Genomic DNA, 24,757 nt, shown 5'->3' on the forward strand with positions numbered 1-24,757 from the left:
TCCTCACTTTTGGTTCGGACCAATGCCCATCCCCGAGGACACCCCGAGGCGATCATGCGCAGAGTCCTGATGCTGGTGTGCGCCCTGGCGCTCGCCGCGACCATCCCGTCCACCGCCCAGGCGCGCCCGGCGGCTCTGGCCGACCCGCCGGCGACCTGGCAGGAACACTGGTTCGAGCACAACCAGCTCCTGCAGCGCGTCGCGTTCAACGACACCGTCGCGCTGTACTTCGACGACGACGTCGACCGGAACGCCCAGAACTGGCTGATGCCCTACCTGACGAACCTGTGGCAGTACGCCCAGCGCACGTACGGCAACTCGGGCAACAAGATGACCGCCGACCGGCTGTACTCGATCCACCACGAGGGCAAGTACTCCGGCGGCCACCCGTCGACCGTCTACGACGCCTCCCACGACTTCCGCAACGTCAGCGACGTCGGCGGGAACGACTGGACGACCCCGCAGTACGAGGTCGCCACCCACGAGACCGGGCACATCGTGGAGTCCATCGCCGCGGGCAAGCACGGCTCCCCCGCGTTCGGGCTGTGGGGTGACAGCAAGTGGATGGAGTTCTACATCTACGACGCCTACACCGCGCTCGGCATGAACGCCGAGGCCCAGGACTTCTACGACCGGATGATGGCCGACAGCCACGCCGACGACTTCCCGCGCGCGGGCACGCACTGGTTCCGCGACTGGTTCTACCCGCTGTGGCGCGACCACGGCCACGCCCAGGTGATGGTCCGGTACTTCGCCCTGCTGGGCCAGTACTTCCCGAACAACGGCACGGACTTCACCCGCGACCTGAACTGGGGCGAGTTCGTGCACTTCATGAGCGGCGCGGCCGGGGTGAACCTCAAGTCACTGGCCACCACCGCGTTCGGCTGGCCCGCCGACTGGGACGCCCAGTTCAACCAGGCCCGCGCCGACTTCCCCGGGATCACCTACAACTGAACGGCCGGTCAGCTGACCGGCGCGCCGATCAGCTGGCCGATCCCGTAGGTGACCGCGACGGCGAGCGCGCCGAGGACGAGCTGTCGCAGGCCGGAGTGCAGCAGGGGCCGTCCGGTGAGCTTGCCGACGACCATGCCGCCGGCCAGCAGCGCGAGCGCGGTGAGCACCAGCGACACCACGAGAGTGCTGGCACCGAACAGGTACGGCAGCAGCGGCAGCAACGCGCCGAGGGAGAACGCGGCGAACGACGCGCCGCCGGCGAGGAGCGCGGACGGCAGGTCCTGCGGGTCGACGCCCAGCTCTTCACGGGTGTGCAGCCGCAGCGCCTGGTCCGGGTCGCGGGAGACGGCCTCGGCCATCCGCCGGGCGGTCTCGGGATCGGCGCCGTAGGAGGCGAACCGGTCGACCAGCTCGTCGTGCTCCTGCTGCGGGTAGCGGGCGTGCATGTCGGCCTCGAGGGCGACCTCGGCGTGCACCAGCTCGTTCTGGTTGGTGACCGACACGTACTCGCCGGCGCCCATGGAGAACGCGCCGGCGACCAGCCCGGCCAGGCCGGTCAGCACGATCGTGTGCGGGGCGACACCACCGCCGCCGACGCCCGCGATCAGCGCCGCGTTCGTGACCAGGCCGTCGACCGCCCCGAACACGGTGGGGCGCAGCCAGCCGCCCGAGACGTCGCGGTGCCGGTGCGCCCAGCCGGCCGGGCGGGTGCGTTCGGCGCCGGGCGGGTCTTCTTCTGCGTTCACGCGGTCATTGTTCCCCGGCCGCACCGATCCCGCTGCCGGATGCGCCCCAATGTGGCGTTGGTTGCGTGGGACGCACCGAACGCCACATTGGGTGCGTTGAGCGCACCGAACGCCACATTGGGGCGCATTCCCCGGGCCGGCCCGATCAGGCGGCGCGGCCCCAGCCCTTCGCCGCCAACTGCTCGGCGACGGCGGTCATTTCCTCGTTCACCCGGAGATTGCCGGCCTGGGCCATGGCGGTGATCTCGGGCCCGGCGGTCTCCGGCGTGCCGGCGTCGAACGGCGGCGCCGGGGCGTACTCGAGCATCAGCTGGGTCACCTTGGCGACGTCCTCCCCCAGCAGCCGCGCGAGCACGACGAGGCCGAAGTCGAGGCCGGCGGTGACGCCGCCGCCGGTGATCCGGTTGCGGTCGACCACCACGCGGCCCTCGGCGTATTCCGCGCCGAACAGCGCCAGCGCTTCGATCCCGCTCCAGTGGGTGGTCGCCTGGTAGCCGCGCAGCAGCCCGGCCGCGCCGAGGATCAGCGAGCCGCCGCAGACGGAGGTGACGTACCGGGCCCGCGCGCCGCGGTCGGCGAGGAATTCCAGGACCTCCTCGTCCGCGGCGACGGGCGCCTGGCCGAGGCCGCCGGGCACGAACAGGACGTCGAGATCCGCCGGGCAGTCCGCGAAGGTGGTCGTCGGGTGGAGGACGACGCCGGAGTCGGACGCCACCGGATCGGCCGTCTTCCACACCAGGTGGGTCTCCATGGCGCCGGAGAACGCGGCGTGCGGCGCGATCAGGTCGAGCGGCGTGAGCCCGGGGTAGAGCAGCATCGCCACCTTCGGGCGGACTGGGTCGGTCATCGCGATTCCTTTCCTACGACGGGTTTTCCCGCGCCGTGCTGGACGAAATCCACGCTAACGATCACCAGGGCCGGTCGAAAGTGGCCTTAATGCCAGTAGTGCGCGCTTTCTCGCCAGGCGATTTCCGGGCCGCTGTTCCGGTTTCGGTTCACCGCGATTTCTTGCCGAGCGCGCCATCGAGCAGGGCGCCGAGATAACGATCGGGGAGGCCGGGGTCGTCGCGGTCGGGAGAATGCCGGACAGCGAAGCCGACCCCGCACAACAGGGCCATCACGTCGGCCGCCGTGAGATCGGGGCGGAGCCCGCCGTCGGCGGCGGTCCGGGCCAGCAGCCCGCGGAGCCCGTCCTGCAGCCGTTCACGCAGGTCCCGGATGTCGGGCGTGGCCGGGTCAGGCTCCATGACCGCGGAAGCGAAAGTGTCATCCTGCAGATAAGCGGTGACAGCCGCCTTCAGGAAGACCCGCAACGCCTGCTCGGCGTCCCGTGCCCCGGCGGCCTCTTCCGCTTGCCGGATCAAGGAAACGAACCGGTCCGACGCCACGGCTTCGACCAGGGCCTCCGGGGTCGGGAAATGGCGATAGACGGTGCCGACGCCGACGTCGGCCGCCTTGGCGACCGCGTTCAGCTGGATCGGCTTCCCCTCGCGCGCGAGGGCCCGCGCCGCGTCCACGATGTACCGCCGATTGCGCGCGGCGTCCTTGCGGAGCACGGGTTGCGGACCGGCGGGCACATCCTTCATGAGCTCATCCTACCAGGCGAACCGGATAGGCGAACCATTCGGATACCTCATCCACTTAACCGGCCAGGTCGCTCCGCCCAAGCCGTCAGCCCTGGAGTCGTCCGGGGACGCGACCGAGTGGCGGTGTTCCTTGACACACTCATTGATCTCCTCAATCATTGAACCGGGCCGGCCGGATCCGAGGCCCGCTCGATTTCGTCCGCGGAAAGAGCAATGAAGTGCCTTCCGCCGTTTTGTCGACTACCACACCCGAGGAGCCGATCATGACCCGACCGGACAATTCATCGCTACTGCCGACCGGCCGGCGGTCCGGCCCGTTCGAACCCGCGCCGGAGCTGGACGCGCTGCGCGAACGGGAGGACCTCCCCCGTTTCTCGGGCGAGCACCCGATGTTCGGCCCCTTCGAAGTCCGCGCGGTCACCCGTTATGCCGACGTCCGGGCCGCGTTCGGGCACGAGCACGCCGAGACCGGGCCCGGGGGCGACCCGGATCCCGACGCTCCGCGAACCTTGTTCAACCAGCCGGGATTCCTGCTCAGCTACAACGGCCCCGAGCACGCGCGGCTGCGGCGGATGCTGACCAGCGCGTTCACCGTCCGCCGCCTCCAGCAGCTGCGGCCGTGGATCGAGCAGATCGTCGACGACCGCCTCACCGAAATCGCCCAGGCCGGCCCGACGGTCGACCTGGTGCCGGAATTCGCCCTGCCGATCCCGTCGCTCGTGATCTGCGAGCTGCTCGGCGTGCCCTACGCCGACCGCGCCCAGTTCCAGCACCAGAGCGCGGTCCTGCTCGACCTCACCAAGACCGCGCAGGAACAATTCGACAACTACGCCGCGATGCACGCGTACATGGCGGACCTGATCGCCACGCTGCGCGCCGAACCCGGCGACAGCCTGCTCGGCTCGGTGATCCGCGAGCAAGGCGACGAGCTCACCGACGAGGAGCTGGTCGGCTTCGGCAACATCCTCCTGGTCGCCGGGCACGAGACCACCTCGAACATGATCGGCCTCGGCACCCTGGCCCTGCTGCAGAACCCCGACCAGCTCGCCGCCGTCCGCGACGACGACACCGTGACCACCAGCGCGGTCGAAGAACTCCTGCGGTACCTGTCCATCGTCACCCAGCTCAACCGCCGGGCCGCGGAAGACCTCGACCTCAACGGCCGGCCGGTCAAGGCCGGCGAACGGCTGCTGCTCTCGGTGCTGGCCGCCAACCAGGACCGCGAGCTCATCGGCGACGAGACGAGCTTGAACGTCCGCCGCAAGCCCGTCGCCCACCTGGCCTTCGGCTTCGGTCCCCACCAGTGCCTCGGCCAGCAACTCGCCCGGATCGAACTGCGGGTCGCCCTCCCGGCCCTGCTCCGCCGGTTTCCTTCCCTGCGGCTGGCCGTGCCGCTCGAGGACGTCGGCTTCCGGGTCCTCTCCCCCGTCTACGGCCTGAAATCCCTGCCCCTGACCTGGTGACTCAACCGGATCGAGTGTCCATTCGGATAACTGATCCGATTAGCGCTACAGTGGAGAACATGAGTACAACGTCCGAGGTCACGGTGTCACCCGAGTCGGTCGAGGTCGCCGGCCGGACCCGCACGCTGACCGTGGTGCACCATCCGCAAGCCGGCCCGAGCCCGGTCCCGATCGTCCTGGTCTTCCACGGCTCGATGCAGACCGCGGCGGTGATCCGCTCGTTCACCGCGAACACCTTCGACCACATCGGGGCGCAGTCCGGGGCGGCCGTCGCCTATCTGGACGGCCACAAGAAGCACTGGAACGACGCCAGGATCGTCAACACCTCGGCCGCGCGCACCGACGGCGCCGACGACGTCGCCTTCGCCAAGGCCGCCATCGACCTCCTGGTACGCCGCTATCACGGTGACAGCACCCAGGTCCGCGCCGTCGGCTTCTCCAACGGCGGCCAGATGGTCATCCGCCTGATCCACGAAATGCCCACCGCGCTGGCCGGCGCAGCTGTCCTCTCCGCCACCCAGTCCGTCCCGGAGAACTTCGCCCCGGACTCCCCGCAGCAGGAGCCCCTGCCGGTCATGTTCCTGCACGGCACCCGGGACCCGATCGTCCCGTACGCCGGCGGAATGGCCAAGATGTACCGGCTCCAGCCCCGGGGACTCGGGCTTTCGGCCCAGGAGACGGCCGCCTATTACGCACAGCGCAACGGCATCACCGCGGCACCCGTGACCACGCCCGCGGGCCCGCCGTCGGCCGGGCCGACACGAGTGGACCGCACCGACTACCGTGAGCCGGGCCACCAGCCGGTTACCCTCTACACCGTCCACGAAGGCGGCCACACCATCCCCGGCCCCAAGACCGCCCGCCCCCGCATCGTCCTGGGCCGGACCGACCACACCTTCGACACCGCCGGGGCGATCAACGATTTCTTCGGTTTCCCCGCCCGCTGAACAGAACCGGCGACCCGCACACCCATCCTCGAAGGGACGGAGCAGAGATGCCCACCGACTTCACCGCGAAGACCATGAACGCCATCCACCGCGGCATCCTCAAGATCAGCGGAGGCAAGGCCGGGTGGCAGGTCTCGGACATGCCCGTGCTGAAGCTGACCACGATCGGCCGCAAGTCCGGTGAGCCGCGCTCGGTGATGCTCACCTCGCCGCTGCAGGAGGGCACGACGCTGATCGTCGTGGCTTCCCGCGGCGGAGACGACATCCACCCGGCCTGGTTCCTCAACCTCCGCGACAATCCCCAGGTGGACGTGAGCTACCGGGGCGAGCCGACCCGGCCGATGCACGCCAGGGTCGCCACCGAGGAGGAACGGCGCCGGCTGTGGCCGCTGGTCGTGGCCGACCACAAGAACTACGCCGAGTACCAGACCAAGACCACGCGGGAGATCCCGCTGGTGCTGCTTGAAGAACCGGCGAGCTGACCGGCGGGCGCACCCTGGGCGACGCGCTCGGCTCGGTTACTCCGGCCGCCGCTAGACCACCGCCACCAGTGCGGCCACCAGGAGCGCGACGTAGGCCACCGCGTGGACCCGGTCCGGCAGCCGCCCGGCGAAGCGCCGGACGATCGCGATGGTCGGCAGCGAGCCGGCCAGCAGTGCCGCGGCCGCGAGGGGATCGACGTAACCGACGGGCCCCGGCCCGGTGACGGCGTACACCGCGGTGGCGACCAGGGCGACCGGCAGGCTGAGCGGGTTGGCCAGCGCCACCGCGTCCGTCATCGGGAGGCCCTTGCGGCGCAGCAGCGGCACCGTCATCACGCTGCCGCCGACGCCGAGGAAGCTCGCCACCGCGCCGATGCCGAGCCCGCCCGCCGTCGCCGTCACCGGTCCCAGCGGGCTGCGGTCTTCCGGCGGGCGGAGGAAACCCTTGCGCAGCAAGCTGTCCAGGATCGTCACCGCGAGGTACGCGGCGAACAGCAGGCGCAGCAGGCCGTCCGGCGCTCAGGTCGCGGCCAGCGCGCCCAGCACCGCGCCGAGCCCGACGAACACGGCCAGCGGCCACAGGTACTCCCGCCGCACCCGTCCGGCCCGCAGCCCGGCGGCGGTCGCGCCGGCCGAGTTGACGGCCATCACCACGGCGGAGGTGGCGACCGCGACGTGCAGCGGGTCAGTGCCACCCGAGCCACCGGCGACCGCCGCGATCACCGGCACGGTCACGAACCCGCCGCCGAATCCGAAGAGGACAGTGGTGACGCCGCTGAGGCACCCGAACGCGAACAGGATCGGCAGTGAGGTGAGCACACCCCGAACCTAGGAGACCGGCGTACGGCGCGCATTCGAAAGTACGCCAGGTTCTTTCGCGGATCGGACAGGCTTCGGTTAGGCTCGGGACCGTGCGCAACGTCCCGCTCGACGAGGTCGACGGCCTCGACCGCGCCGTGCTGGCGATCAGCACCGACTACCCGCCCGACCACCTGCTGCCCCGGCACCGGCACCGCCGCGCCCAGTTCCTCTACGGCGCCACCGGGTCCATGCGCGTCGAGACCGCGGACGGGACCTGGACCGTGCCGACCCGGCGGGCGGTGCTCATCCCGCCGGGCACCGACCACGCCGTCACGATGATGAACGTCAGCACCTGCAGCCTCTACCTCGAACCGTCCTCGGTGCCGTGGTTCCCGCGGCGCTGCCGGGCCGTGGAGGTCACCCCGCTGCTGCGGGAGCTGCTGCTGGCGGCCGTCGACATCGAACCCGAATACCCGGCCCGTGGCCGCGACGCGGCGCTCGCCGCATTGCTGCTGCACGAAGTTTCGCGGTGCGCGCCGTTGCCGCTGGAGCTGCCACTCCCCCGTGACCAACGGCTACGCGACCTCTGCGAGTCCTTCGCGCGTTCGCCGGACGTGCACGACCCGCCTGCCCGCTGGGCGGCCCGGCTGCACCTGAGCGAGCGGACCTTGAACCGGCTGTTCCGCGCGGAGACGGGATTGAGCTTCCTCCAGTGGCGCCAACGGGCCTGTGTGCTGCACGCGCTGCCGCTGCTGGCCGCGGACCGTCCCGTGGCCGACGTCGCGGCGACGCTCGGGTACGAAAGCCCGGCCGCGTTCTCCACCATGTTCACCCGGCTGCTCGGGGCCCCGCCGAAGGACTACCGCGACCCGATCCGCTGAGCCCGTCGGCGCTGGTCAGACCGCCTGAACTCGGTGGCGCACAAGCGAAATCCCGGCGCGCGCGTGCGGCGCGACTCTTTCGGGTGGACGTCCGGCGGGCCGCCGGGTTGCCCGGTTGCGGGTGATCTCACCGGGACGCATCGCCGGCACCCCCGTGGGCATCTCTCCTGGTGAGTCCGATCGACGACAGCCGATCACCGAACCGGAGGAGATGACCCGATGGGCAAGCTGACCCAGCGAGTGGCCGCGACCGTGACGGCCGGCGGCGTGGTGGCGGGCGGGCTCCTGCTGGCCGCCGGGGCCGCCAGCGCCAATCCGTCGGACACCCCGTGCGGCACGGCCGACGTGCACGTCACCGTCACGGCGGACCCGGCGCACGCCGCGGGCCACGAGGCCTACGTGCTCACCTACACCGCCGCGGCGCCGACCACGAACTGCAAGCTGGAAGGCACCCCGGCCGCGCTGGCGTTCACCGCCGGCGGCCAGCGCGTCCCGGACGTCACCGCGACGCCGGACGGCGCCACCGGCGGTCCGGTGAACCTGCGGGCCGGGCACCCGGCCGAGTCCCGGATCGTGCAGCAGGCGGACGCGCGGCCGAGCGCGGTCCCGCCCACCTCGGTCTCGTTCGGCCTGCCGGCCGGTCCCGCCGGCCAGCCGGTCAGCGCGGACTGGCCCGCGGGCGCGCCGCTGAAGGGCGACACCGTGCAGGTCACCGCAGTGAGCGCCGCCGACGGCAGCTGAGCGGTACCGGCCGCGCTCTCAGGCCACCCAGAACAGTCCACAGTGCTCAGTCCACAGTGCCCAGTCCACAGTGCCCAGTCCATAGTGCACAGTCCAGGAGGATATGTCATGGTCAACGTCCAGGTGAAGCGGGTTTCGATCGGCGCGGCGGCGGTGGCGGGGGCGTTCGCGCTCGCGGCCTGCGGTTCCGGCGCGAGCCAGACGGGCGCCGCGCCGGCCTCGTCCACCAGCGCGGCGGCCGCGGGGAACGGCGCCGCGGGCGGTTCCGGCGGCGGGAACCTTTCGGACGTCTCGAAGAAGTCGGACGGCTCGAAGAAGAACGCCGACACCGCCCGGGAATCCACGGGCGGCACCACTCCGCGCTGCACCACCGCCGACCTCTCGGCGTCGCTCGGCACCCCGAAGGAGCACGAGGACGCGGCGGGCCAGTTCGACGTGCCGCTGAAGTACACCAACACCTCGTCCCACTCGTGCGCGCTGCACGGCGTCCCGGGCGTCGACCTGGTCGGCCCGGCCGACCCGAACGGCACCACCTACCACCTGACGCGCACCGACAACGGCGTGGCGATGAACGTGGTCACCCCGGGCCAGTCGGCGACCGCGACCGTCACCGTGCTGACCCAGGCCCCCGGCGCCGTCGGCAGTTCCGGCTCCACCGACTGGACGCCGACCAGGCTGGTGACCATCCCGCCCGGCCAGACCCAGCCGCTGACCGTCGCCTGGCCCTCGTCCCTGACGGTCATGCGCCAGGACAGCGCCACCCACCCGGGCAGCTTCGTCAACGGCATCCTCGCCGACCCGCCGGCCTGACCACAGCCCGGCCACCCGGACCGAAGGCGGCCGGCGCGCAAGTGCGCCGGCCGCCGTTTCACTGTGCGGCAGGGATTTCAAAGCTGCGACGCCCCACCGTCCACCGGAAGCTCCGCGCCCGTCGTGTAAGTGGCCTCAAACGCGAGGAACGCGACCGCACGGGCGACTTCGGCCGGGTCGCCGAACCGCAGCATCGGGTTGGCCGCCGTCATCTGCGCCTGCGTCTGCTCCGCGGCCTCCCGGGGCAGGGATTTCGCCAGGATGCCCGTGTCGATGGGCCCGGGACTGACGGCGTTGACGCGGATCCGCCGCGGCAGCAGCTCGCGCGCGAGACTCCGGGTCATCGAGCGCAGCGCCGCCTTGGCAGCCGCGTACGCGCTGCTGCCCGGAAGGCCCTTGACGTTCGCGACCGAGGTGGTCAGTACCACGCCGCTGCCCGCGTTCAACAGCGGCGCGAGCTTCTGCACGGTGAAGTACGGCCCCTTGGCGTTCACCGCGAGCAGTTCGTCGTACACCTCTTCCGTCATCGACTCGAACGGCACGAAGCGGGTGATGCCGGCGTTGACGAACAGCGCGTCGAACGTGCCGAACTCGGCCTTGACGCGGTCCGCCAGCGCGTCCGTCTCAGGCAGCGACGCCGCGTCGCTGAGGACGGCCACCGCGTTGCTGCCAAGCCGTTCGCGGGCGGCGTCGAGCGTGGCGCGGGTGCGCCCGGTGATCAGCACGCGCGCCCCGCCGTCCGCGAGTTGCTTCGCCGTCTCGAAGCCGAGCCCGCTGCTGCCGCCGGTGATGACCGCGCTCTTCCCGGTGTACTCGCCCATCGTGATTCCTTTCTCGCCTGATCTGATCAAGTCAAGAGCCCCGCGGGCCGGGCGTCCAAGACCGGTTCCGCACGTCGTCATGCGGCCGCGGCATGACGCGTAAGCTGGGCCTGTGCCCGAAGACCCCGACCTCGACCTCCGCCTGGTGCGGTACTTCGCGGTGGTGGCGGAGCACCTGAACTTCGGCCGGGCCGCGGCCGCGCTGCACGTCGCCCAGCCGGCGCTGAGCCGGCAGATCCAGCGCCTGGAGCACCAGCTGGGCGCGCGGCTGTTCGACCGCACGCCGCAGGGCAGCCGGCTGACCGACGCGGGCCGGGTCTTCCTGCCACGGGCCCACGACCTGCTGCACACGGCCCGCGAGGCCGCGCTCGCCACCCGGGCCGCCGCCACCTCCGGCGCGCTCACCATCGGGTACGTCGGTGACCTGGTCGTCACCCCGGCGGTGCGGGAGCTGCGCCGCCGGCACCCGGACGCCGAGATCACCACCCGGCACCTGGGCTGGCAGGAGGCCCACGCGTTGCCGGAGCGCCGGGTGGACGCGCTGGTCACCCGGATGCCGCTGCCGTTCCCGGACGGCCGCTTCCGCGTCGACACGCTCTACGACGAGCCGCGGGTGCTGGTCGTGCCGGCGTCACATCCCTGGGCGGGCAAGGAATCCGTCACGCTCGACGACCTCGGCGGGGCCGAGCTGGCCGCCTGCACCAGCACTGCGACGATCTGGGCTGCCACCCCCGGCTCCGCAGCGCGGCCCAGTGCCGACGACAGCTTCGAGGACAAGCTCGAACTCATCGCCGACGGGCACGGCGTCGCGATCCTGCCCGCGGGCGACCGGCGCCCCACCCTGCGCGAAGACCTGGCCACGATCCCGTTGGAGGGCATCGATCCCTGCCGGGTCGTGGTCGCCACCCGCGGCACCGACCACAACCCGCTGGCCGGCGACTTCCGCGAGATCGCCCGGGTCTGGCTCGCGCCGGCGGCCTAGGCACGGCCGGCCGGTCAAGCAGTCTGGTAGATATCGACGTATGGCTGACTTCATCGATCTGGCCGGCAAAACGGTCATCGTCACCGGCGCCTCCTCCGGAATCGGCGCGGCGACCGCCCGCGCCCTGCACGCCGCCGGGGCGCATCCGGTACTGGCCGCGCGGCGGGCCGACCGGCTGGCCGCGCTCAGCGAGGAACTCGACGGTGCGCTGGCCGTGCCGACCGACGTGACCGACCACGCGCAGGTGCGTGACCTGGTGGCGGCCACCCTCGACCGGCACGGGCGGATCGACGGTCTGGTCAACAACGCGGGCGCCAGCCTCAACGGGCCGCTCGACCAGGTGGACCCGGCCGAGTTCGGCCGGATCCTGGAGCTCAACCTGGCCGCCCTGCTGGCGATGACGCAGGCGGTGCTGCCGGCCATGCGCCGGCAGGGTTTCGGCCGCATCGTGAACATCAGCTCGGGCAGCACGCGACGGGTCGCGGTCGGCCTCGGCGCCTACGCGTCCACCAAGTCCGCGGTCAACATGCTCAGCGGCGTGCTGACCGCGGAACTCGCCGGCGACGGCGTCGCCGTGTCCCTGCTGCTGCCTTCGATCACCGCCACCGAGTTCGGCGACAACATGTTCACCCTCGGCACGTCGCCGGCGCCGGGCATGGTGGTGCACCGCCCGGAGTACGTGGCCGGCGCCGTCCTGCGGCTGCTGCGCACCGGCGAGGAGACCTTCGACATCCCCCACGGCCCCGAGCAGCCCAGCCTCGACCGTCTGCCCTGATCCGGCGCGTCAGCTCGGCAGGAGCCGGTTCGGCAGCAGGCTCGCCCGCCGCAGGTACAGCGTCCCGCCGACCAGCACGGCGGCGATCAGGTAGCCCACGACCAGTGCGACCGCACCGCCGCCCGCCGGGGGCAGCACCAGGGCGAGCACCGCGCTGACCCCGGCGAGGATCCAGCGGGCGCGCTCGGTCGTCAGGCTCACCGCGAGCAGCGCAATCATCCACAGGAGGTACCACGGCTGCACGACCGGGCCCAGCACGAGCATCGCCGCGAAGGCCAGGCCGGTGCCGAGCAGCGGGTGCAGCTTTCCCTGGTAGGTCAGCCACAACAGCCTCGCCCCGACGACGAGGCCGGCCACCGCGCCGACGGCCGAGAAGAGCTTGATCGCACCGTCGGTGAGGTCCAGCCCGGCCAGCGCGCCGAGGCCGCCGGCCAGGAAGCCCAGCTCGTTGGTCGGCGCCAGCCAGCTGTGCACCTGCCCGGAGGAGACCCCGGCCAGCGCCCGTACCCAGCCGAAGCCCAGCCCGCTGCCCAGCGTGATCGCGACGGTGACCAGCGCGAATCCCGCGGGCAGCCCCAGCAGCACCGCGACCTTCCCAGCGGGGCGCGCGCGGCGGGCCAGGTCGATCCCGACGAAACACAGCGCCGCGACAGCCACGATCTTCACGTTCGCCCCGGCACTGACCAGCACCACGCCCGCCGCGATCAGCGCGGGCCGCGCGACGCCGGTCCTGGCCGCCCCGAGGTAGACGAGTTCCAGCCCGGCCACGGTCAGCCCGATCATCAGGCCGTCGTTGTGCACGCCGACGACGACGTGCCACAGCACCAGGGGGTTCAGCAGCCCCAGCCACACCGCGACGGACGGCGGGGCCCCGGCCCGGCGGGCCAGGCGCGGCAGCGCCCACGCGAGCAGCACCACGCCGATCAGCTCCAGGAGCCGGTGCAGCAGCACGGTCCCGATCACGTTCTCGCCGACGAGGTGCGCGATCGCGCGCGACAGCCCGACGAACGCCGGCCCGTACGGCGCGGGCGTGTCCTGCCAGTAGTGGCTGACCTGCAGGGTCACCGGCGACGCGGCGCCCAGCGCCGCCGCCGGGCCGAGCGCGTACGGATCGAGCCCCTTGGCCGCGATCACGCCCTGCGCCAGGTAGCTGTAGACGTCGCCGCTGAACAGCGGGCGCGCCGCCAGCAGCGGCAGGCTGCAGAGACCGGTGATCGTGTACAGCCTTCGCACGGAGACGTCGGCGGCGCGGCGCCCGAGCAGCAGCCAGGCCACGACGAACGCGGCCATCCCGATCACGCCCAGCGCCACCACGAGCACCGCGGGCAACGGCAGCCAGGTCGCGAGCACCAGCACCGCGACCCCGGCGAATCCCGCCCAGTGCAGACCGGGCGCCCTGACCTCGACCTTCGCCGGGCCGAGCTTGACGTTCTGCATGAACCGGTTTCTCCCCCTCGACGAAAACGAAGCTACCAAACGGAAAAATCGGGCTCCGCACGGGATGGGCACCGACGGTCCCGGGGCGGGAAAGCTGCCCGAAAGGCCCCTGTACCGGCCTGATCACTCCCCTGTGGACCGTCCTGAGTAGTCACCCGGCGGCCGGTCGGGCGCGGTCTGGCCGGGGAAGGACGCATACCGGAATCCTGGCGGTCACACCCGTGGGACCGGATCGGTAATCCGGCCGGGGTATCTCGGCCGATCGGCCGAGGCGCCGCGCCGATCGGCGGGCCGCACGCCCTGGCCTGGGACCACGACGTGGTCAGGCGGAGGCCCCAGCCGTCTTGTGCCCCTGGCTGGTTTGCGCCCCAATGTGGCGTTCGGTGCGTCCAACGCACCGAACGCCACATTGGGTGCGTCCAACGCAACCAATGTGGCGTTGGGGCGCTGCAGGCCAAGCCGGAGCCGGCGGGCCGCACGTCCCGGCCTGGGGTCACGATGTGGTCAGGCGGAGGCCCTAGCCGTCTTCTCCGAACAGGACGGACAGCTCCGCGCACGTCTTGAGCAGCCGGGAGACGCAGGCGCGCATCCGGTCGTCGGTCCAGCGGTCCGCCGGGCCGGAGACCGCGACGGACATGCCGCGGCCGCCGGTGAAGGCCGCGTGGACCGGGGCCGCGACGCCGTGCACGCCGGGGTGGTTGGCGCCGTACGACAAGGTGTAACCGGCCGAACGGGCTTGGGCCAGCTCGGCCCGCACGGCGTCCGCGTCGGCGGCCTGGGCGATGATCGGCGCGGCGTCCGCCTCGGGCAGGTGCGCCAGGATCGCCTGGCCGCTGGAGCCGCGGCCCAGCCAAGCCGTCTCGCCGACCGTCGCGGCGCGGCGGAGGACCTGGTCGGCGCTCTCGGCGCCCAGCACCAGCACACTCCGGTTGCCGCTGCGGACGTGCAGGGTGGCCGTCTCGCCCGTCGCGTCCGCGAGCAGCCGCAGCGCCGGCCGCGCCGCCTGGTACAGCGCGGCCTGCGGCAGCACGGCCGCGGCGACGCCGACGAGCCGGCTGCCGACCGAGTAGCCGCCGGACTCGGCGCGGTCCAGGTACCGCTCGTCCTGCAGCACCCGCACCAGGCGGTAACACGTGCTCTTGGACAGCCCGACCAGCTCGACGAGGTCGCCCAGCGCGACCGGCTCCCCGGCCGTCACCACGGCCTCGATCAGCCGCAATGCCCGCCGCGCGGTCTCGCCGCCCTCGGTGTGCGCCGAGGCCGGCGGTTGCTCCTCCGTCATGCGCTCACAATCCACGGTCACATTCACAACGGCACATTTCACCGGCCCATTCCGACGTCCGGACGGCGGGTGCCAAGTATGGAAACCGGCCGAAGCCGCGTCAAACCGCCCCGCCGAGCCAATCCGCGTACACCGAGACGCCGTCGCCGGTCAGCGGCGAGCCGTGGGCGAACCCGACCGCGGCGACGTCGGCCGGGAGGCGGCGGAGGCTGGCGTCACGGGCCGCCGCGTCCGCCGCCAGCGCCGCCGGGCCGAGGCCGGGCCGGGCGGATCGGTGGAACACCGCGTCGCCGGTCAGCAGCGTCCGGGTCGGGCCGTGCAGCAGGACGACGTGACCGGGACTGTGGCCGGGCGTGTGGATGACCTGCAGCCCGCCGACGACCTCGCCGTCCACGAGCGTGCCGTCCTCGGCGACCGGGGCCCAGTGCAGCCGCGGCAGCTTGTCGACCAGCCGTCCCAGCGCGCCCTGACGCCCGGAAGGCGGGACCCGGCCCGCCCGCAGCCAGGCGGCGTCACCGGCGTGGATCAGCAGCTCGGCGCCGGTGCGGGCGCGCATCTCCGCCGCCCCCTGCACGTGGTCCGGGTGGGCGTGGGTGACGACGATCCGGCGGATGTCCGTGACCCGGCCGCCGAGCCCCGCCACCGCGTCGGCGATCCGCGCGGGCGCCTGGGCCCAGCCGACGTCGACGAGCGTCCAGCCGTCGTCGGCCTCGACCAGGAAGGCGTTGTCCCGGGCCGTGGTCGGGATCCGCCAGATCCCCGGTACGAGCGGTTCCGCCGTCATGCGCCACCGCGCAGGGTGTCCAGCAGCTCGATCGGCAGGTACCCCTGCTCGGCCAGCCGCGGCAGGACTCCCCCGCTGGCCAGGATCTCCAGCACCAGCTCCGGCAACGGCGGGAACTCGCCGGCGGTCCCCTTCGTCTCGTTGGCGTACTGCCCGGCCGCGATGTCGAACGTCCCGAGGTCACCGTCGTCGAACACCGCCGTGACGCCCGGGACGGTCACCGCGGGCAGCCCGGCGTTGACGGCGTTGCGCAGGAACAGCGAGTTGAACTCCTCCGCGACCAGCGCCGCCACGCCCAGCTGCCGGAACAGCGCCGCGACCGGCCGCGAGGAGCCGACGCCGAAGTTCCGCCCTGCCACCACGAGGTCGCCCCGCGCCACCTCGTCCGTCCACCCTGGACGGACGTCGTGGAAGACAAACCGGGCCGCCTCGGGGAGGTCCAGCTTCATCGCGAAGGCCGGGTACATCGCGTCGGTGTTCAGCGAGTCGCCGAACACCCAGACCCGTCCGGAGACAGTGGTGCTCATGCGGTGGCCTTCCTCGGGTCGGTGATCACGCCCGCGACCGCGGACGCGGCGACGGTGGCGGGCGACGCCATGTAGATCTCCGCCTCGGTGCTGCCCATCCGCCCGGTGAAGTTGCGGGTGCTGGAGGTCAGGCACACTTCGCCGGGCCCGACCACGCCCATGTGGTAGCCGAAGCAGGCGCCGCAGGTCGAGTTCGTCACCACGCCGCCGGCGTCGGCGATGTCCTGCAGGTAGCCCAGGCGCAGCGCGTCGCGGTACACACGCTGGGACGCCGGGGTGACGAGCAGCCGGACGCCGGGGGCGACGGTCCGGCCGCGCAGGATCCCCGCGGCGATGCGGAGGTCCTCGAGCTGGCCGTTCGCGCACGAGCCGATGAACGCCTGGTCGATCCGCCGGTTTTCGATGGCGGAGACCGGAACCCCGTTGTGGCTCACCGTCCCCGGCCGCGCGACGTAGGGCTCCAGCCGGGACAGGTCGATCCGCCGTACGTCTGCATAGGACGCGTCCGGGTCGGCGTCCGCGGCCTCGAAGCCGGTGACGCCGTGCTCGTCCAGGTACTCGCGCAGCACGTCATCGACGCCGAAGGTGCTGAAGTCGGCGGAGACCTCCGCGCCCTGCGTGGCGATGGTCCGCCGGTCGTGGACCGGCACACTCGCCAGCCCGGGGCCGCCGAACTCCAGGTTCGTGTTCGCCGCGTCGCCGAACTCGTTCGCGAGGTGCAGGAAAACGTCCTTCCCGCTGACGCCCTCGGGTTTCTCGCCGGTCAGCTCGTACCGGATCGTCGGCGCGACCTGGAACCAGGTGCGGCCGGTGCACAGGATGGAGAACACCTCGGCCGGGCCGAGGCCGCGCGCGGCGGTGTTGTACGCGCCGGCCGCGCAGGTGTGCGAGTCCGTGCAGGCGAGCACCTCACCCGGGCGGGCCAGCCCGTTCTCGGCGATCACCTGGTGGCAGATCCCGTGCCGGCCCACGTCGTAGAACCGCTTGATGCCGAAGTCCGCCACGAACTTCCGGGCGAGCGGGCCGCCGGCCGCGTCCTTTATGGACGGCGCGGGCACCGCGTGGTCCATCACCACGGCGACCTTGTCCGGGTCGTGGATGCGCGTGGGCTGCAGCCACCGCGTGGCGAACTGCAGGTCGATCAGCACGCACAGGTCGACGTCCACGGTCACCGTGTCGCCGGGGCGCACCCGTTCGACGCCTGCCTTGCGGGCCAGGAGCTTCTCGATCATCGTCAGGCCCACGGTTCAGGCTCCCTTCGCGGTGCGGTGGCGCTCGCCCAGCTCGGCCCACTCGGCGAGCCCGACGAGGTCGAAGAATTCGGCGGGAGAGCCCGGGACCAGCGCCTTCGGGTCGGTGCCCGCCAGCTCCGCGAGGCCGGTCAGCATCGCGAACGCGGCGGCGCCGAGCGGCAGCGACGGGTGGATGGCGATCGCGTATCCCAGCTCCTGCAGGCGTTCTGCCGATTCGATCGGGGTCAGGCCGCCGAGCACCAGGTTGATCAGCAACGGCGCCTCGACCTCCGCGGCGATCCGCTCGATCTCGTCCACGCCCTGGGGCGCCTCGACGAAGATCACGTCCGCTCCCGCGCGGGCGTAGGCGTTCGCGCGTTCGATGGCGGCGTCCAGGCCGAGCGGCCCGCGGGCGTCGGTGCGCGCGATCAGCACCAAGTCCGGGTCGGTCCGCGCGTCGAGCGCCGCCCCGAGCCGGGCGGCGAAGTCCGCGGCCGGGATCAGCTCCTTGTCCGGCAGGTGCCCGCACTTCTTCGGGAACGCCTGGTCCTCCAGCTGGATCGCCGCGACGCCCGCCGCCTCGTACTCCCGCACGGTGCGGACCACGTTCAGCTCCGCGCCGTACCCGGTGTCCGCGTCGGCGATCAGCGGGACGTCACCGAGCACCCGCGTGGCCATCCGCGCCCGCTCGGCCATCTCGGTCTGGGTCACCAGCCCGATGTCCGGCAGCCCGAACCCGGACGCCGCGACCCCGCCGCCGGTCAGGTACCCGGCCGCGAAACCCAGGCGGGCCACCAGATGGGCGGAGATGCCGTCGAAAACACCGGGCGCGACCACCAGCTCGCCGTCCGCCAGCCGTTGCCGTAACGCTTTGCGCGCGTTCATGCCCACCTCCGTTCAGTCGAGGACGCCGGTCACGGCCGGTGCCAGCAGATCGACGAGCCCGGTCACGTCGTCGGCCTCGTCCAGACCGAGGACGGCGTCCTCGATCGCCTGCCGCCGGGCGGCGGGCAGCACGGGTTCGGTGAGCTGCCGGTACTTCGCGACGATCTCCTCGGCCGTGACCGGGTCCAACGGCGAACCGTGCGGCGTCACGACCTGCCGTGACAGCACCGTTCCGTCGCGCATCGTGATCCGGACGTCGGTGGCGAACCTGCGGTCCGGCTCGCCGTCGTCGTACTCGGTCGCGTGCCGGACGCGGGTCCGGTCGATCAGCCGCCAGACGTCGTCGGCGTCCAGCCGCGCGGGAGTGAACTGCCGGGCCAGCACTTGCCCGTCGCACAGGGCCGCGGCGACCGCGTAGGCGATGTTCATCTGCGCGCCGATCGGCGTGAGCGGGCGCTCGGGCTCCCACCAGCCGTGGTGGTAGACGGTGTGTCCCACGGCCAGGTCGATCCGCTCGACCAGCGCCGGGTCGATGCCGTGCTCCGCCCGCAACGCCAGCGCGCCGTCGATCGCGCCGTGCAGCCCGCCCATCGCGGCGTACGACTTGACCATGATCAGCTCGGTCTCCCACCGCTCGCCCAGCCCGGCGGCGATCTCCCCGGGCACCGGGTCGTGGCCTTCGCCGAACACGGCGAGGAAGCCGCCGTACTCCCGTTCGAACACGGCCTTGATCCCGGTGTAGCCGGCCGCGGCCAGGCGGGCGGCGTAGAAACCGTTGCGGGCGGCGAAACCGTGCTGCATCCGCTTGGACATGGCCTCGTACTGCGCGGCCATCAGCCCGCCGGACTGCGTGCCCGCCATCCCGAGCGCGTCCTCCAGTTGTGCGGCGTCCAGCCCGGCGAGCTTGCCGGTGGTCATCGCGGCCGCGTGGGTGCCGAACACCGGGCCGGAGTGCCAGCCGCGCGAGAGCATCTGCGCGCCGTGCAGCGCCCGGCCGACGCGCGGGCCCACCTCGAACCCGGCGACCGCCGCCGTCACCGCGTCCGCGCCGCTGACCGGTCGCGCCGCGGCCAGGATCGCCGGGATCACCAGCGAGCAGCTGTGCAGCGGCGCGATCGGGTGAAAATCGTCGAGTTCGAAGCCCTGGACGAACGTGCTGTTCAGCAGCACGGCCGCGGGGGCGCTGGTGGTGCGGCCGGTCCCGGCGACCACCGAGTCCCCCGCGCCCTCGATCCCGAGCACCGCCTCGGTCGCGACCCGTGACCACGGCAGCTGCGCGCCCACGAGCGCCGCGCCGACGCCGTCGAGCAGCAGGTGCTTCGCCCGGTCCCGGACCCGGCCGGGCACGTCGCCGGGCTTCAGCCCGTGCACCCACTCGGCGAGCTGCGTGGTGACCCCGGGCTGCGGGGCGGACGTGACCGGAGGGTTCATCCTCGTCCTCGGTTTCATTATATGATGTTCGAGTCTTATTTAATGAAACCGAGGCTAGCTCCGACGCGGCCGGGCGGTCAACCCGGGTACGGCCGTGACGCTTCCGCCACCCGAGCGGTGCGCCGACACCGGGAGGGGAAGCGCTGTCAGGCCTTTTCCCTGTCTCCGGCGAGGAAATCGCCGAGCAGCGGGAGCAGCGCGGCCGGCCGGTCGAGCGGGACGAGGTGGCCGCAGTCCGGGATGACGTGGCCGGTGAGGTCGTCGGCGACCGGCCGCAGCTGCCGTTCGAGGGTGTCGCCCACCGGGTGCGCGCCGACGGCCAAGGCCGGCACCCGCAGGCGCGCGCCCTGGGTGGCCGCGACGATCTGCCGCCCGGTTTCCGGCAACGCGCGGTAGTGCGCGAACGCGGCGCGCAGGGCGTCGGATCCGGTGTACGCCTTGAGGAACTCGGCCCGGACCTCAGGCGGGACGCCGTCGGCGCGGGTGCCGGCGTCGAGGAACCAGCCGATGTACTCGGCCTCGTGGCCGGCCACGACGGTCTCCGCCAGCCCGGGCACGGCGTGGAAGCCGAACCACCAGGGCGCGGCGAAGCCCTCCGCGCCGGGCAGCGCGCCCAGCACGGCCTCCATCAGCACCAGCCGCCGCACCCGCTCGGGACGGCGCATCGCCAGCAGGAAAGCGGGCGCGGCACCGAGGTCCATCCCGGCGACCGTGGCGGACGGCTCCCCCAGCGCGTCGAGCAGCGCGGCCGCGTCGTCGGCGAGAGTGCCCGCGTCGTAACGCTCGCCGGGACGGCTGGTCGCGCCGAGCCCGCGCAGGTCGGGGGCGATCACCCGGTGGTCGCGGGCGAGCCGCGGGATGACGTGCGCCCACAGCCGCCAGGTGTGCGGGAACCCGTGCAGCAGCAGGACGGCCGGCCCGCGCCCGGCGATGGCGACGTTCACCTCGAGCCCGTTCGCCGGAACCTGGTGCAGCGTGATCGTGGACATGGCGCCTCCGTGGTGGTTACCTTTGGTTACCTCATGAACATAGGTAACCTGAAGACGCCCGCCAAGAAGGCACTTCGACGAAAGGGGGTGACCCGCAGGTGACCCCCTCCCGCGGCACCCGGGGCGACGTGTTCGACCCCGCCTGCCCGACCCGCCGCCTGCTCGACCGGATCGGCACGAAATGGTTCTCCATGGCGGTCAAGGTGCTCGCCGAGGCCGAGCCGGACGAGGTCGGCTTCGCCGAGCTGTGCCGGCGGATCCCCGGTATATCGCCGAAAATGGCGGCCTCGACCCTGCAGGGCATGGCCGCGGACGGCCTGCTCACCCGCCGCGTCGAGGCGACGAACCCGCCCCGCGTGCACTACCGCCTCACGGAACTCGGGCTGTCACTGGACGCCCCGCTCGCCGTCGTCCGCGACTGGGCCGAGGAGCACATGGCCGAAATCGACGGCGCCAACACCGCCCGCTGAAGGCTCAGGCGGCCGGCAGCCGCGTGGCGACGACCCCGGCGAGCGCTTCGGCGTGCGCGCAGATGACGTCGAGGTGCCCGCGGTTCGCGTCGTCGGTGAACTCCAGCAGGACCACCTCGTCACGCTGGCCCGGAGTGCCTTCGACGGTGGGCACCACCGGCGTGTAGGTGCGGTACCGGACGGTCACCCCGCAGGTGTCGGCGCCGTCGGACTCGTGCGGGTCGACGTACGCGAGGCGGCCGCCGACGGTGGTGCGCGTCTGGCCGTCCGGCGGGTCGGTGGCCAGCGGCCACTGCCGGTCGTAGTACAGGTCCACCGATTCCGCGTCGTGGCCCCAGGAACAGGCCCAGTTCCCGAAGTACCGGTCGACCGGGTAGTCCGGGCCGACGGCCTGGTGGAGGGTGGCGTCGTCGACGAGCGTGCAGGCGTCGATCCTCGCGAGCGAGGCGGCGGGGAAAGCCTGCAGGCGCCGGGCGATCGGGCCGCGGACCACCCTCGCGTAGACGTCGCCGACGACCGCGTCCGCCATCGCGCAGAGCTGCGGGGCGTCGGCCCCGTCGGCGCGGACCGAGCTGACGCTGACCACCTTCAGGTCGGGCAGGACGAAATAGCGCCGGCACTTGCCGGGATCGGCGTTGGGGCGCTGGATCTCGCCGAGCCGGCCGGGCACCGGCGGCACCGGCGGGTACTCCTCCGGCGCCGCCAGCTCCAGGCTGGTCACGATCGTGCCGCCGTCGGCGGGCAGGGTGGTGTTCAGGTCGCAGCGGGCGAAGGTGCCGTAGTTCGGTTCGAGGAAGACTTTCCCGTACGGGCTCAGGGAATTCACCGTCAGCAGCGAGCACGGGTCGGCGGTGCGCGGGTCGCCGACGAGGTCCGGGGCGGCGTTCGCGGGCTGCTGGTCGTTCCGGGTGAGCACCAGGAACCCGGCGATCAGCAGGACCACGGCGACGAGCACCCCGGCGGCCAGGATCTTCTGCCGCCGCTCGGGCCGTCTCCGCCAGGTGGGCCCCTTCGCGACCGGCCCGTTCGCGGCAAGCCCGGTCGTGGCGCGTCCGTCCGTGGTTGGCCCGGCCGTGACGGGCGCGCCGCCCAGCAGCGCCTCCGCTTCCGCGGCGCTGGGCCGTTGCGCCGGCCGGCTGCTCAGCATCGCCTCCAGCACGGGGGCCAGCGACCCGGCGTTCCGCGCCGGCTCGAGGGTGCCGTCCGCCGCGCGCCGCAGCTGCGCGAACGGCCCGCGTTCCCCGCTGCCCCAAGGGGAAACGCCCTCGACGGCGGCGAACAGCGTCGCGCCGAGGGAGAACACGTCGGCGGCGGAACCGGCCTCGTACCCGTTCGCGACCTCCGGCGCGAGGTACCCCGCCGTGCCGCCGACCTGGGCGCTGCCGGTCAGCGTGACCTCCGCCCAGCGGGCGATGCCGAGGTCCGCGAGCTTGGCCGTGCCGTCCTCGGCGACCAGGACGTTGCCGGGGGTGATGTCGCGGTGCACCATGTCGCGGGCGTGCATCGCGGCGAGCGCCGAGGCGATCTGCGCCCCGACGGCCGCGGCCCGCTCCGGCGGCAGCACGCCGTCGGCGCGCACGATCTCCTCCAGGCTGCGGGCCGGCAGGTACTCCATCACCAGCCAGCGGTCGTCGCCGTCGGCGACGGAGTCGAACACGGCCACGACGTGCGGGTGGTGCAGCGACGCGCCGAGCCGCGCCTCACGCCGGATCTGGCCGCCGTCGCCGTCCAGCGACCGCTTGAGCGCGACGGTCCGCCGCAGCTCCAGGTCCGTCGCCCGCCAGACGACGCCCATTCCCCCGGCGCCGAGGCGCTCCTCCAGCCGATAACGCTCGGCGATCACGTGCGGGCCGGTCACCGGGGCAGCATAGCGGCCGAAGCCGGCGCCGTTGGCCGGTTCGAGCGGGAGCGGCTAGCCCTTGAGCGACCAGGCCTGGTTTGCGTCGTCGTTGCAGCTCCACAGTTCGAGCGGCGTGCCGTTGACGTTGCCCGCCGGCTTGTCTCCGCCGGTCACGTCCACGCACAGCCCGGACTGGACACCGGTGATCGAGCCGTCCGCGTTGAGCCGCCACTGCTGGTTGGCGGCGCCGCTGCAGGGCCAGATGATCAGCTTCGTGCCGGCCGCCGTGCCGTTGCCGGTGGCGTCGAGGCACTGGGTCCCGCCGAAGGCGCGCAGTTCTCCCGCGTTCGTGAAGGTCCAGCCCTGGTTGCTCCCGCCGTTGCAGTCCCAGAGGTTCACCGCCGTCCCCGCGGTGGTCGAGCCGCCGTTGACGTCGACGCATCGGCCGGACGACGAGCCGAGCAGCGGATGCGTGGTGCCGGTGCTGCTGCCCGAACCCGGCGCGACCCGGTACATCACCACGCCGTGTGCGGGCACGGACGCGCTGATCGCGCCGGAACTGGTGGTGACCTCCTTCGTCCAGAGGTTGGTCAGCTTGTAGCTCGAGGCAGCCGGGAGGCCGGCCGCCGACGCCGTGGTCGAGATGGTCTGCCGGCTGCCGCCTTCGTTGAACAGCGTCACCGCGGCGCCGCCGTCGGACAGCGGTTTCGCCAGGACGTCGAGCCCGCCGGCGGCGGAGACCTCGGTGGCCTGCTTGCCGAGGGTGTCCTGGTCGACCGCGATCACGTCGGAGTTCAGGTAGAGGGAGAAGGTGGCGGGGCTCGCGGTGCGGAGGTCGGCGCCGGACAGCAGGGGCGCGGCCATCGCCGACCACAGGCTGAACTGGGCGCGGTCCTCCGTGAAGCGCATGCCGTTGCCGACTTCCAGCATGTCCGGGTCGTTCCAGGCACCGGGCCCGGCCGCCGCGGCCAGTCCGGCGTTCGCGTGGAAGATCGAGAGCATGCTGCCGTAGTTCGCTTCGATGTCGCCGGTGGTGCGCCACAGGTTGCCGACCGCCGGGGCCCAGGTCGCCGGGTCGAAGTAGCCCCACTCGCAGATGCTGTAGACGATCGGCCGCCCGGTGGCGAGCAGGGCGTCGCGCATCGCGGTGTAGCGCTGGATGTACTGCTCCTTGGTGCTGCTGCCGTTCGCGCAGTTGTCGTACTTCAAATAGTCCACGCCCCACGCGGCGAAGCTGTTCGCGTCCGCCCGCTCGTGGCCGAGGCTGCCCGGGAGGTTCTGGCAGGTGGTGGTGCCGCCGCTCTCGTAGATGCCGAACTTCAGGCCGCGGGCGTGCACGTAGTCGGCGAGGCTCTTCATCCCGCTCGGGAACTTCACCGGATCCGCGACCAGGTTCCCGTTGCCGTCCCGGTTCGGTGCCATCCAGCAGTCGTCGACGTTGACGTAGGTGTAGCCGGCGGCCTTCAGACCGGAGCTGACGAACAGGTCCGCGGTCTGCTTGATCAGCGTCTCGTCGACGTTGCAGGCGAAGGTGTTCCAGTCGTTCCACCCCATCGGGGGCGTGCGCGCGAGGCCGTTGTCCTGCGCCAGCGCGTGGGGCGGGGCGACGACAACGAGGGCGGCGGCGACCACTGACCCCGCGACAGCGGTGAGCAGACGGCGGGCAAGGCTGCGCTGGTGCATGGCGGCTCCGTCCGTACGGCGTTGTGGGATGGAGGTCTAGACCATGGAAAAGCATGCGGGCCGGTTGGTGTTGAGTCAAGCGCCATCTTGAGCAATCTTGTTGAATTCCGCTCAAGGTGGTCCGGGTACGCACAACAATCACCAACGCGGGCCGGCACCGACGTTCCTGGACACCACGACCGTCGCCCCTTACCGGAGCCGGACGTCC

24 protein-coding genes and 1 pseudogene are annotated in these 24,757 nt (G+C 72.3%); 10 read left to right on the plus strand and 15 right to left on the minus strand.

Annotation, left to right across the window (positions count from 1 at the left end):
- The first annotated feature begins 54 nt into the window (after positions 1-54).
- Positions 55-954, plus strand: coding sequence for a hypothetical protein (locus OG943_RS14705; protein WP_328610322.1), 900 nt, complete (start codon positions 55-57; stop codon positions 952-954).
- Positions 955-962: 8 nt separating this feature from the next.
- On the opposite strand, the gene OG943_RS14710 is transcribed toward OG943_RS14705, so the two are convergent.
- The 3 genes from OG943_RS14710 to OG943_RS14720 form a co-directional block, all read right to left on the minus strand.
- A complete protein-coding gene (locus OG943_RS14710) occupies positions 963-1,700 on the minus strand; it encodes a VIT1/CCC1 transporter family protein (protein ID WP_328610323.1) in 738 nt (245 codons plus the stop codon).
- A gap of 145 nt (positions 1,701-1,845) precedes the next feature.
- Positions 1,846-2,547 carry a DJ-1/PfpI family protein gene (locus tag OG943_RS14715; protein ID WP_328610324.1) on the minus strand — a complete coding sequence of 234 codons (702 nt, stop codon included), beginning with the start codon at positions 2,545-2,547 and terminating at the stop codon, positions 1,846-1,848.
- A gap of 148 nt (positions 2,548-2,695) precedes the next feature.
- Complete coding sequence (locus OG943_RS14720; RefSeq protein WP_328610325.1) at positions 2,696-3,286, minus strand: TetR/AcrR family transcriptional regulator; 591 nt, start codon at positions 3,284-3,286, stop codon at positions 2,696-2,698.
- A gap of 263 nt (positions 3,287-3,549) precedes the next feature.
- On the opposite strand from OG943_RS14720, the gene OG943_RS14725 reads away from it, so the two are divergent.
- Genes OG943_RS14725 through OG943_RS14735 form a run of 3 tightly spaced genes read left to right on the plus strand, consistent with a single transcriptional unit; the run spans position 3,550 to position 6,178 of the window.
- Positions 3,550-4,749: a cytochrome P450 gene (locus tag OG943_RS14725; protein ID WP_328610326.1), complete on the plus strand. Its 1,200-nt coding sequence runs from the start codon at positions 3,550-3,552 to the stop codon at positions 4,747-4,749.
- A 59-nt stretch (positions 4,750-4,808) separates the two neighbouring features.
- On the plus strand, positions 4,809-5,696 hold the full coding sequence (locus OG943_RS14730; RefSeq protein ID WP_328610327.1) for an alpha/beta hydrolase family esterase: 888 nt from the start codon (positions 4,809-4,811) through the stop codon (positions 5,694-5,696).
- Positions 5,697-5,743: 47 nt separating this feature from the next.
- Positions 5,744-6,178 carry a nitroreductase/quinone reductase family protein gene (locus tag OG943_RS14735; protein ID WP_328610328.1) on the plus strand — a complete coding sequence of 145 codons (435 nt, stop codon included), beginning with the start codon at positions 5,744-5,746 and terminating at the stop codon, positions 6,176-6,178.
- 51 nt (positions 6,179-6,229) lie between these two features.
- On the opposite strand, the pseudogene OG943_RS14740 reads toward OG943_RS14735, so the two are convergent.
- Positions 6,230-6,997: pseudogene (locus OG943_RS14740) on the minus strand (sulfite exporter TauE/SafE family protein).
- 92 nt (positions 6,998-7,089) lie between these two features.
- Between OG943_RS14740 and OG943_RS14745 the strand changes: the two are divergent.
- The 3 genes from OG943_RS14745 (at position 7,090) to OG943_RS14755 (ending at position 9,411) form a co-directional block, all read left to right on the plus strand.
- Positions 7,090-7,860, plus strand: coding sequence for an AraC family transcriptional regulator (locus tag OG943_RS14745; protein WP_328610329.1), 771 nt, complete (start codon positions 7,090-7,092; stop codon positions 7,858-7,860).
- A 219-nt stretch (positions 7,861-8,079) separates the two neighbouring features.
- The gene (locus tag OG943_RS14750; RefSeq protein ID WP_328610330.1) at positions 8,080-8,601 is read left to right on the plus strand and encodes a DUF4232 domain-containing protein; all 522 of its coding nucleotides are present in this window, start codon (positions 8,080-8,082) and stop codon (positions 8,599-8,601) included.
- Between the two features lie 108 nt (positions 8,602-8,709).
- A complete protein-coding gene (locus OG943_RS14755; RefSeq protein WP_328610331.1) occupies positions 8,710-9,411 on the plus strand; it encodes a DUF4232 domain-containing protein in 702 nt (233 codons plus the stop codon).
- A gap of 77 nt (positions 9,412-9,488) precedes the next feature.
- Here OG943_RS14755 and OG943_RS14760 read toward each other — a convergent pair whose 3' ends face one another.
- Positions 9,489-10,232 (minus strand): SDR family oxidoreductase, encoded by a 744-nt coding sequence (locus tag OG943_RS14760; RefSeq protein ID WP_328610332.1) that lies wholly within the window; start codon positions 10,230-10,232, stop codon positions 9,489-9,491.
- Positions 10,233-10,344: 112 nt separating this feature from the next.
- Here OG943_RS14760 and OG943_RS14765 point away from each other — a divergent pair, with 112 nt between their 5' ends.
- The gene (locus OG943_RS14765; protein WP_328610333.1) at positions 10,345-11,214 is read left to right on the plus strand and encodes a LysR family transcriptional regulator; all 870 of its coding nucleotides are present in this window, start codon (positions 10,345-10,347) and stop codon (positions 11,212-11,214) included.
- A gap of 40 nt (positions 11,215-11,254) precedes the next feature.
- Positions 11,255-11,989 (plus strand): SDR family NAD(P)-dependent oxidoreductase, encoded by a 735-nt coding sequence (locus tag OG943_RS14770; protein ID WP_328610334.1) that lies wholly within the window; start codon positions 11,255-11,257, stop codon positions 11,987-11,989.
- Positions 11,990-11,998: 9 nt separating this feature from the next.
- Here OG943_RS14770 and mptB read toward each other — a convergent pair whose 3' ends face one another.
- From mptB to OG943_RS14810, 8 genes are all read right to left on the minus strand, one after another.
- On the minus strand, positions 11,999-13,426 hold the full coding sequence (gene mptB, locus OG943_RS14775; protein ID WP_328610335.1) for a polyprenol phosphomannose-dependent alpha 1,6 mannosyltransferase MptB: 1,428 nt from the start codon (positions 13,424-13,426) through the stop codon (positions 11,999-12,001).
- Between the two features lie 517 nt (positions 13,427-13,943).
- On the minus strand, positions 13,944-14,708 hold the full coding sequence (locus OG943_RS14780; protein WP_328610336.1) for an IclR family transcriptional regulator: 765 nt from the start codon (positions 14,706-14,708) through the stop codon (positions 13,944-13,946).
- 100 nt (positions 14,709-14,808) lie between these two features.
- A complete protein-coding gene (locus tag OG943_RS14785; RefSeq protein ID WP_328610337.1) occupies positions 14,809-15,492 on the minus strand; it encodes an MBL fold metallo-hydrolase in 684 nt (227 codons plus the stop codon).
- The gene (locus OG943_RS14790) at positions 15,489-16,019 is read right to left on the minus strand and encodes a LeuD/DmdB family oxidoreductase small subunit (protein WP_328610338.1); all 531 of its coding nucleotides are present in this window, start codon (positions 16,017-16,019) and stop codon (positions 15,489-15,491) included. The genes OG943_RS14785 and OG943_RS14790 overlap by 4 nt, the downstream gene beginning before the upstream one ends.
- Positions 16,016-17,263 carry a 3-isopropylmalate dehydratase large subunit gene (locus OG943_RS14795; RefSeq protein ID WP_328610339.1) on the minus strand — a complete coding sequence of 416 codons (1,248 nt, stop codon included), beginning with the start codon at positions 17,261-17,263 and terminating at the stop codon, positions 16,016-16,018. The genes OG943_RS14790 and OG943_RS14795 overlap by 4 nt, the downstream gene beginning before the upstream one ends.
- A 3-nt stretch (positions 17,264-17,266) precedes the next feature.
- Positions 17,267-18,136 (minus strand): isocitrate lyase/PEP mutase family protein, encoded by an 870-nt coding sequence (locus OG943_RS14800; RefSeq protein WP_328610340.1) that lies wholly within the window; start codon positions 18,134-18,136, stop codon positions 17,267-17,269.
- A 12-nt stretch (positions 18,137-18,148) separates the two neighbouring features.
- A complete protein-coding gene (locus OG943_RS14805) occupies positions 18,149-19,567 on the minus strand; it encodes an MmgE/PrpD family protein (protein WP_328610341.1) in 1,419 nt (472 codons plus the stop codon).
- Between the two features lie 146 nt (positions 19,568-19,713).
- On the minus strand, positions 19,714-20,556 hold the full coding sequence (locus tag OG943_RS14810; protein WP_328610342.1) for an alpha/beta fold hydrolase: 843 nt from the start codon (positions 20,554-20,556) through the stop codon (positions 19,714-19,716).
- 98 nt (positions 20,557-20,654) lie between these two features.
- Here OG943_RS14810 and OG943_RS14815 point away from each other — a divergent pair, with 98 nt between their 5' ends.
- Entirely contained in the window at positions 20,655-21,026 is a 372-nt protein-coding gene (locus OG943_RS14815; protein WP_328610343.1) for a winged helix-turn-helix transcriptional regulator, read from the plus strand.
- A gap of 4 nt (positions 21,027-21,030) precedes the next feature.
- On the opposite strand, the gene OG943_RS14820 is transcribed toward OG943_RS14815, so the two are convergent.
- Entirely contained in the window at positions 21,031-22,884 is a 1,854-nt protein-coding gene (locus OG943_RS14820; RefSeq protein WP_328610344.1) for a serine/threonine-protein kinase, read from the minus strand.
- Positions 22,885-22,938: 54 nt separating this feature from the next.
- Positions 22,939-24,549, minus strand: coding sequence for a glycoside hydrolase family 27 protein (locus tag OG943_RS14825; RefSeq protein ID WP_328610345.1), 1,611 nt, complete (start codon positions 24,547-24,549; stop codon positions 22,939-22,941).
- Positions 24,550-24,757: the final 208 nt, after the last annotated feature.

The organism is Amycolatopsis sp. NBC_00345 (assembly GCF_036116635.1).
Taxonomy (GTDB): Bacteria; Actinomycetota; Actinomycetes; order Mycobacteriales; family Pseudonocardiaceae; genus Amycolatopsis.

Coding starts and splice junctions, on each gene's coding strand:
- mptB (WP_328610335.1), bottom strand. CDS start 13,426: ATGCAGAACGTCAAGCTCGGCCCGGCGAAGGTCGAGGTCAGGGCGCCC.
- OG943_RS14785 (WP_328610337.1), bottom strand. CDS start 15,492: ATGACGGCGGAACCGCTCGTACCGGGGATCTGGCGGATCCCGACCACG.
- OG943_RS14750 (WP_328610330.1), top strand. CDS start 8,080: ATGGGCAAGCTGACCCAGCGAGTGGCCGCGACCGTGACGGCCGGCGGC.
- OG943_RS14735 (WP_328610328.1), top strand. CDS start 5,744: ATGCCCACCGACTTCACCGCGAAGACCATGAACGCCATCCACCGCGGC.
- OG943_RS14780 (WP_328610336.1), bottom strand. CDS start 14,708: ATGACGGAGGAGCAACCGCCGGCCTCGGCGCACACCGAGGGCGGCGAG.
- OG943_RS14770 (WP_328610334.1), top strand. CDS start 11,255: ATGGCTGACTTCATCGATCTGGCCGGCAAAACGGTCATCGTCACCGGC.
- OG943_RS14825 (WP_328610345.1), bottom strand. CDS start 24,549: ATGCACCAGCGCAGCCTTGCCCGCCGTCTGCTCACCGCTGTCGCGGGG.
- OG943_RS14705 (WP_328610322.1), top strand. CDS start 55: ATGCGCAGAGTCCTGATGCTGGTGTGCGCCCTGGCGCTCGCCGCGACC.
- OG943_RS14725 (WP_328610326.1), top strand. CDS start 3,550: ATGACCCGACCGGACAATTCATCGCTACTGCCGACCGGCCGGCGGTCC.
- OG943_RS14730 (WP_328610327.1), top strand. CDS start 4,809: ATGAGTACAACGTCCGAGGTCACGGTGTCACCCGAGTCGGTCGAGGTC.
- OG943_RS14755 (WP_328610331.1), top strand. CDS start 8,710: ATGGTCAACGTCCAGGTGAAGCGGGTTTCGATCGGCGCGGCGGCGGTG.
- OG943_RS14790 (WP_328610338.1), bottom strand. CDS start 16,019: ATGAGCACCACTGTCTCCGGACGGGTCTGGGTGTTCGGCGACTCGCTG.
- OG943_RS14810 (WP_328610342.1), bottom strand. CDS start 20,556: ATGTCCACGATCACGCTGCACCAGGTTCCGGCGAACGGGCTCGAGGTG.
- OG943_RS14805 (WP_328610341.1), bottom strand. CDS start 19,567: ATGAACCCTCCGGTCACGTCCGCCCCGCAGCCCGGGGTCACCACGCAG.
- OG943_RS14800 (WP_328610340.1), bottom strand. CDS start 18,136: ATGAACGCGCGCAAAGCGTTACGGCAACGGCTGGCGGACGGCGAGCTG.
- OG943_RS14760 (WP_328610332.1), bottom strand. CDS start 10,232: ATGGGCGAGTACACCGGGAAGAGCGCGGTCATCACCGGCGGCAGCAGC.
- OG943_RS14715 (WP_328610324.1), bottom strand. CDS start 2,547: ATGACCGACCCAGTCCGCCCGAAGGTGGCGATGCTGCTCTACCCCGGG.
- OG943_RS14720 (WP_328610325.1), bottom strand. CDS start 3,286: ATGAAGGATGTGCCCGCCGGTCCGCAACCCGTGCTCCGCAAGGACGCC.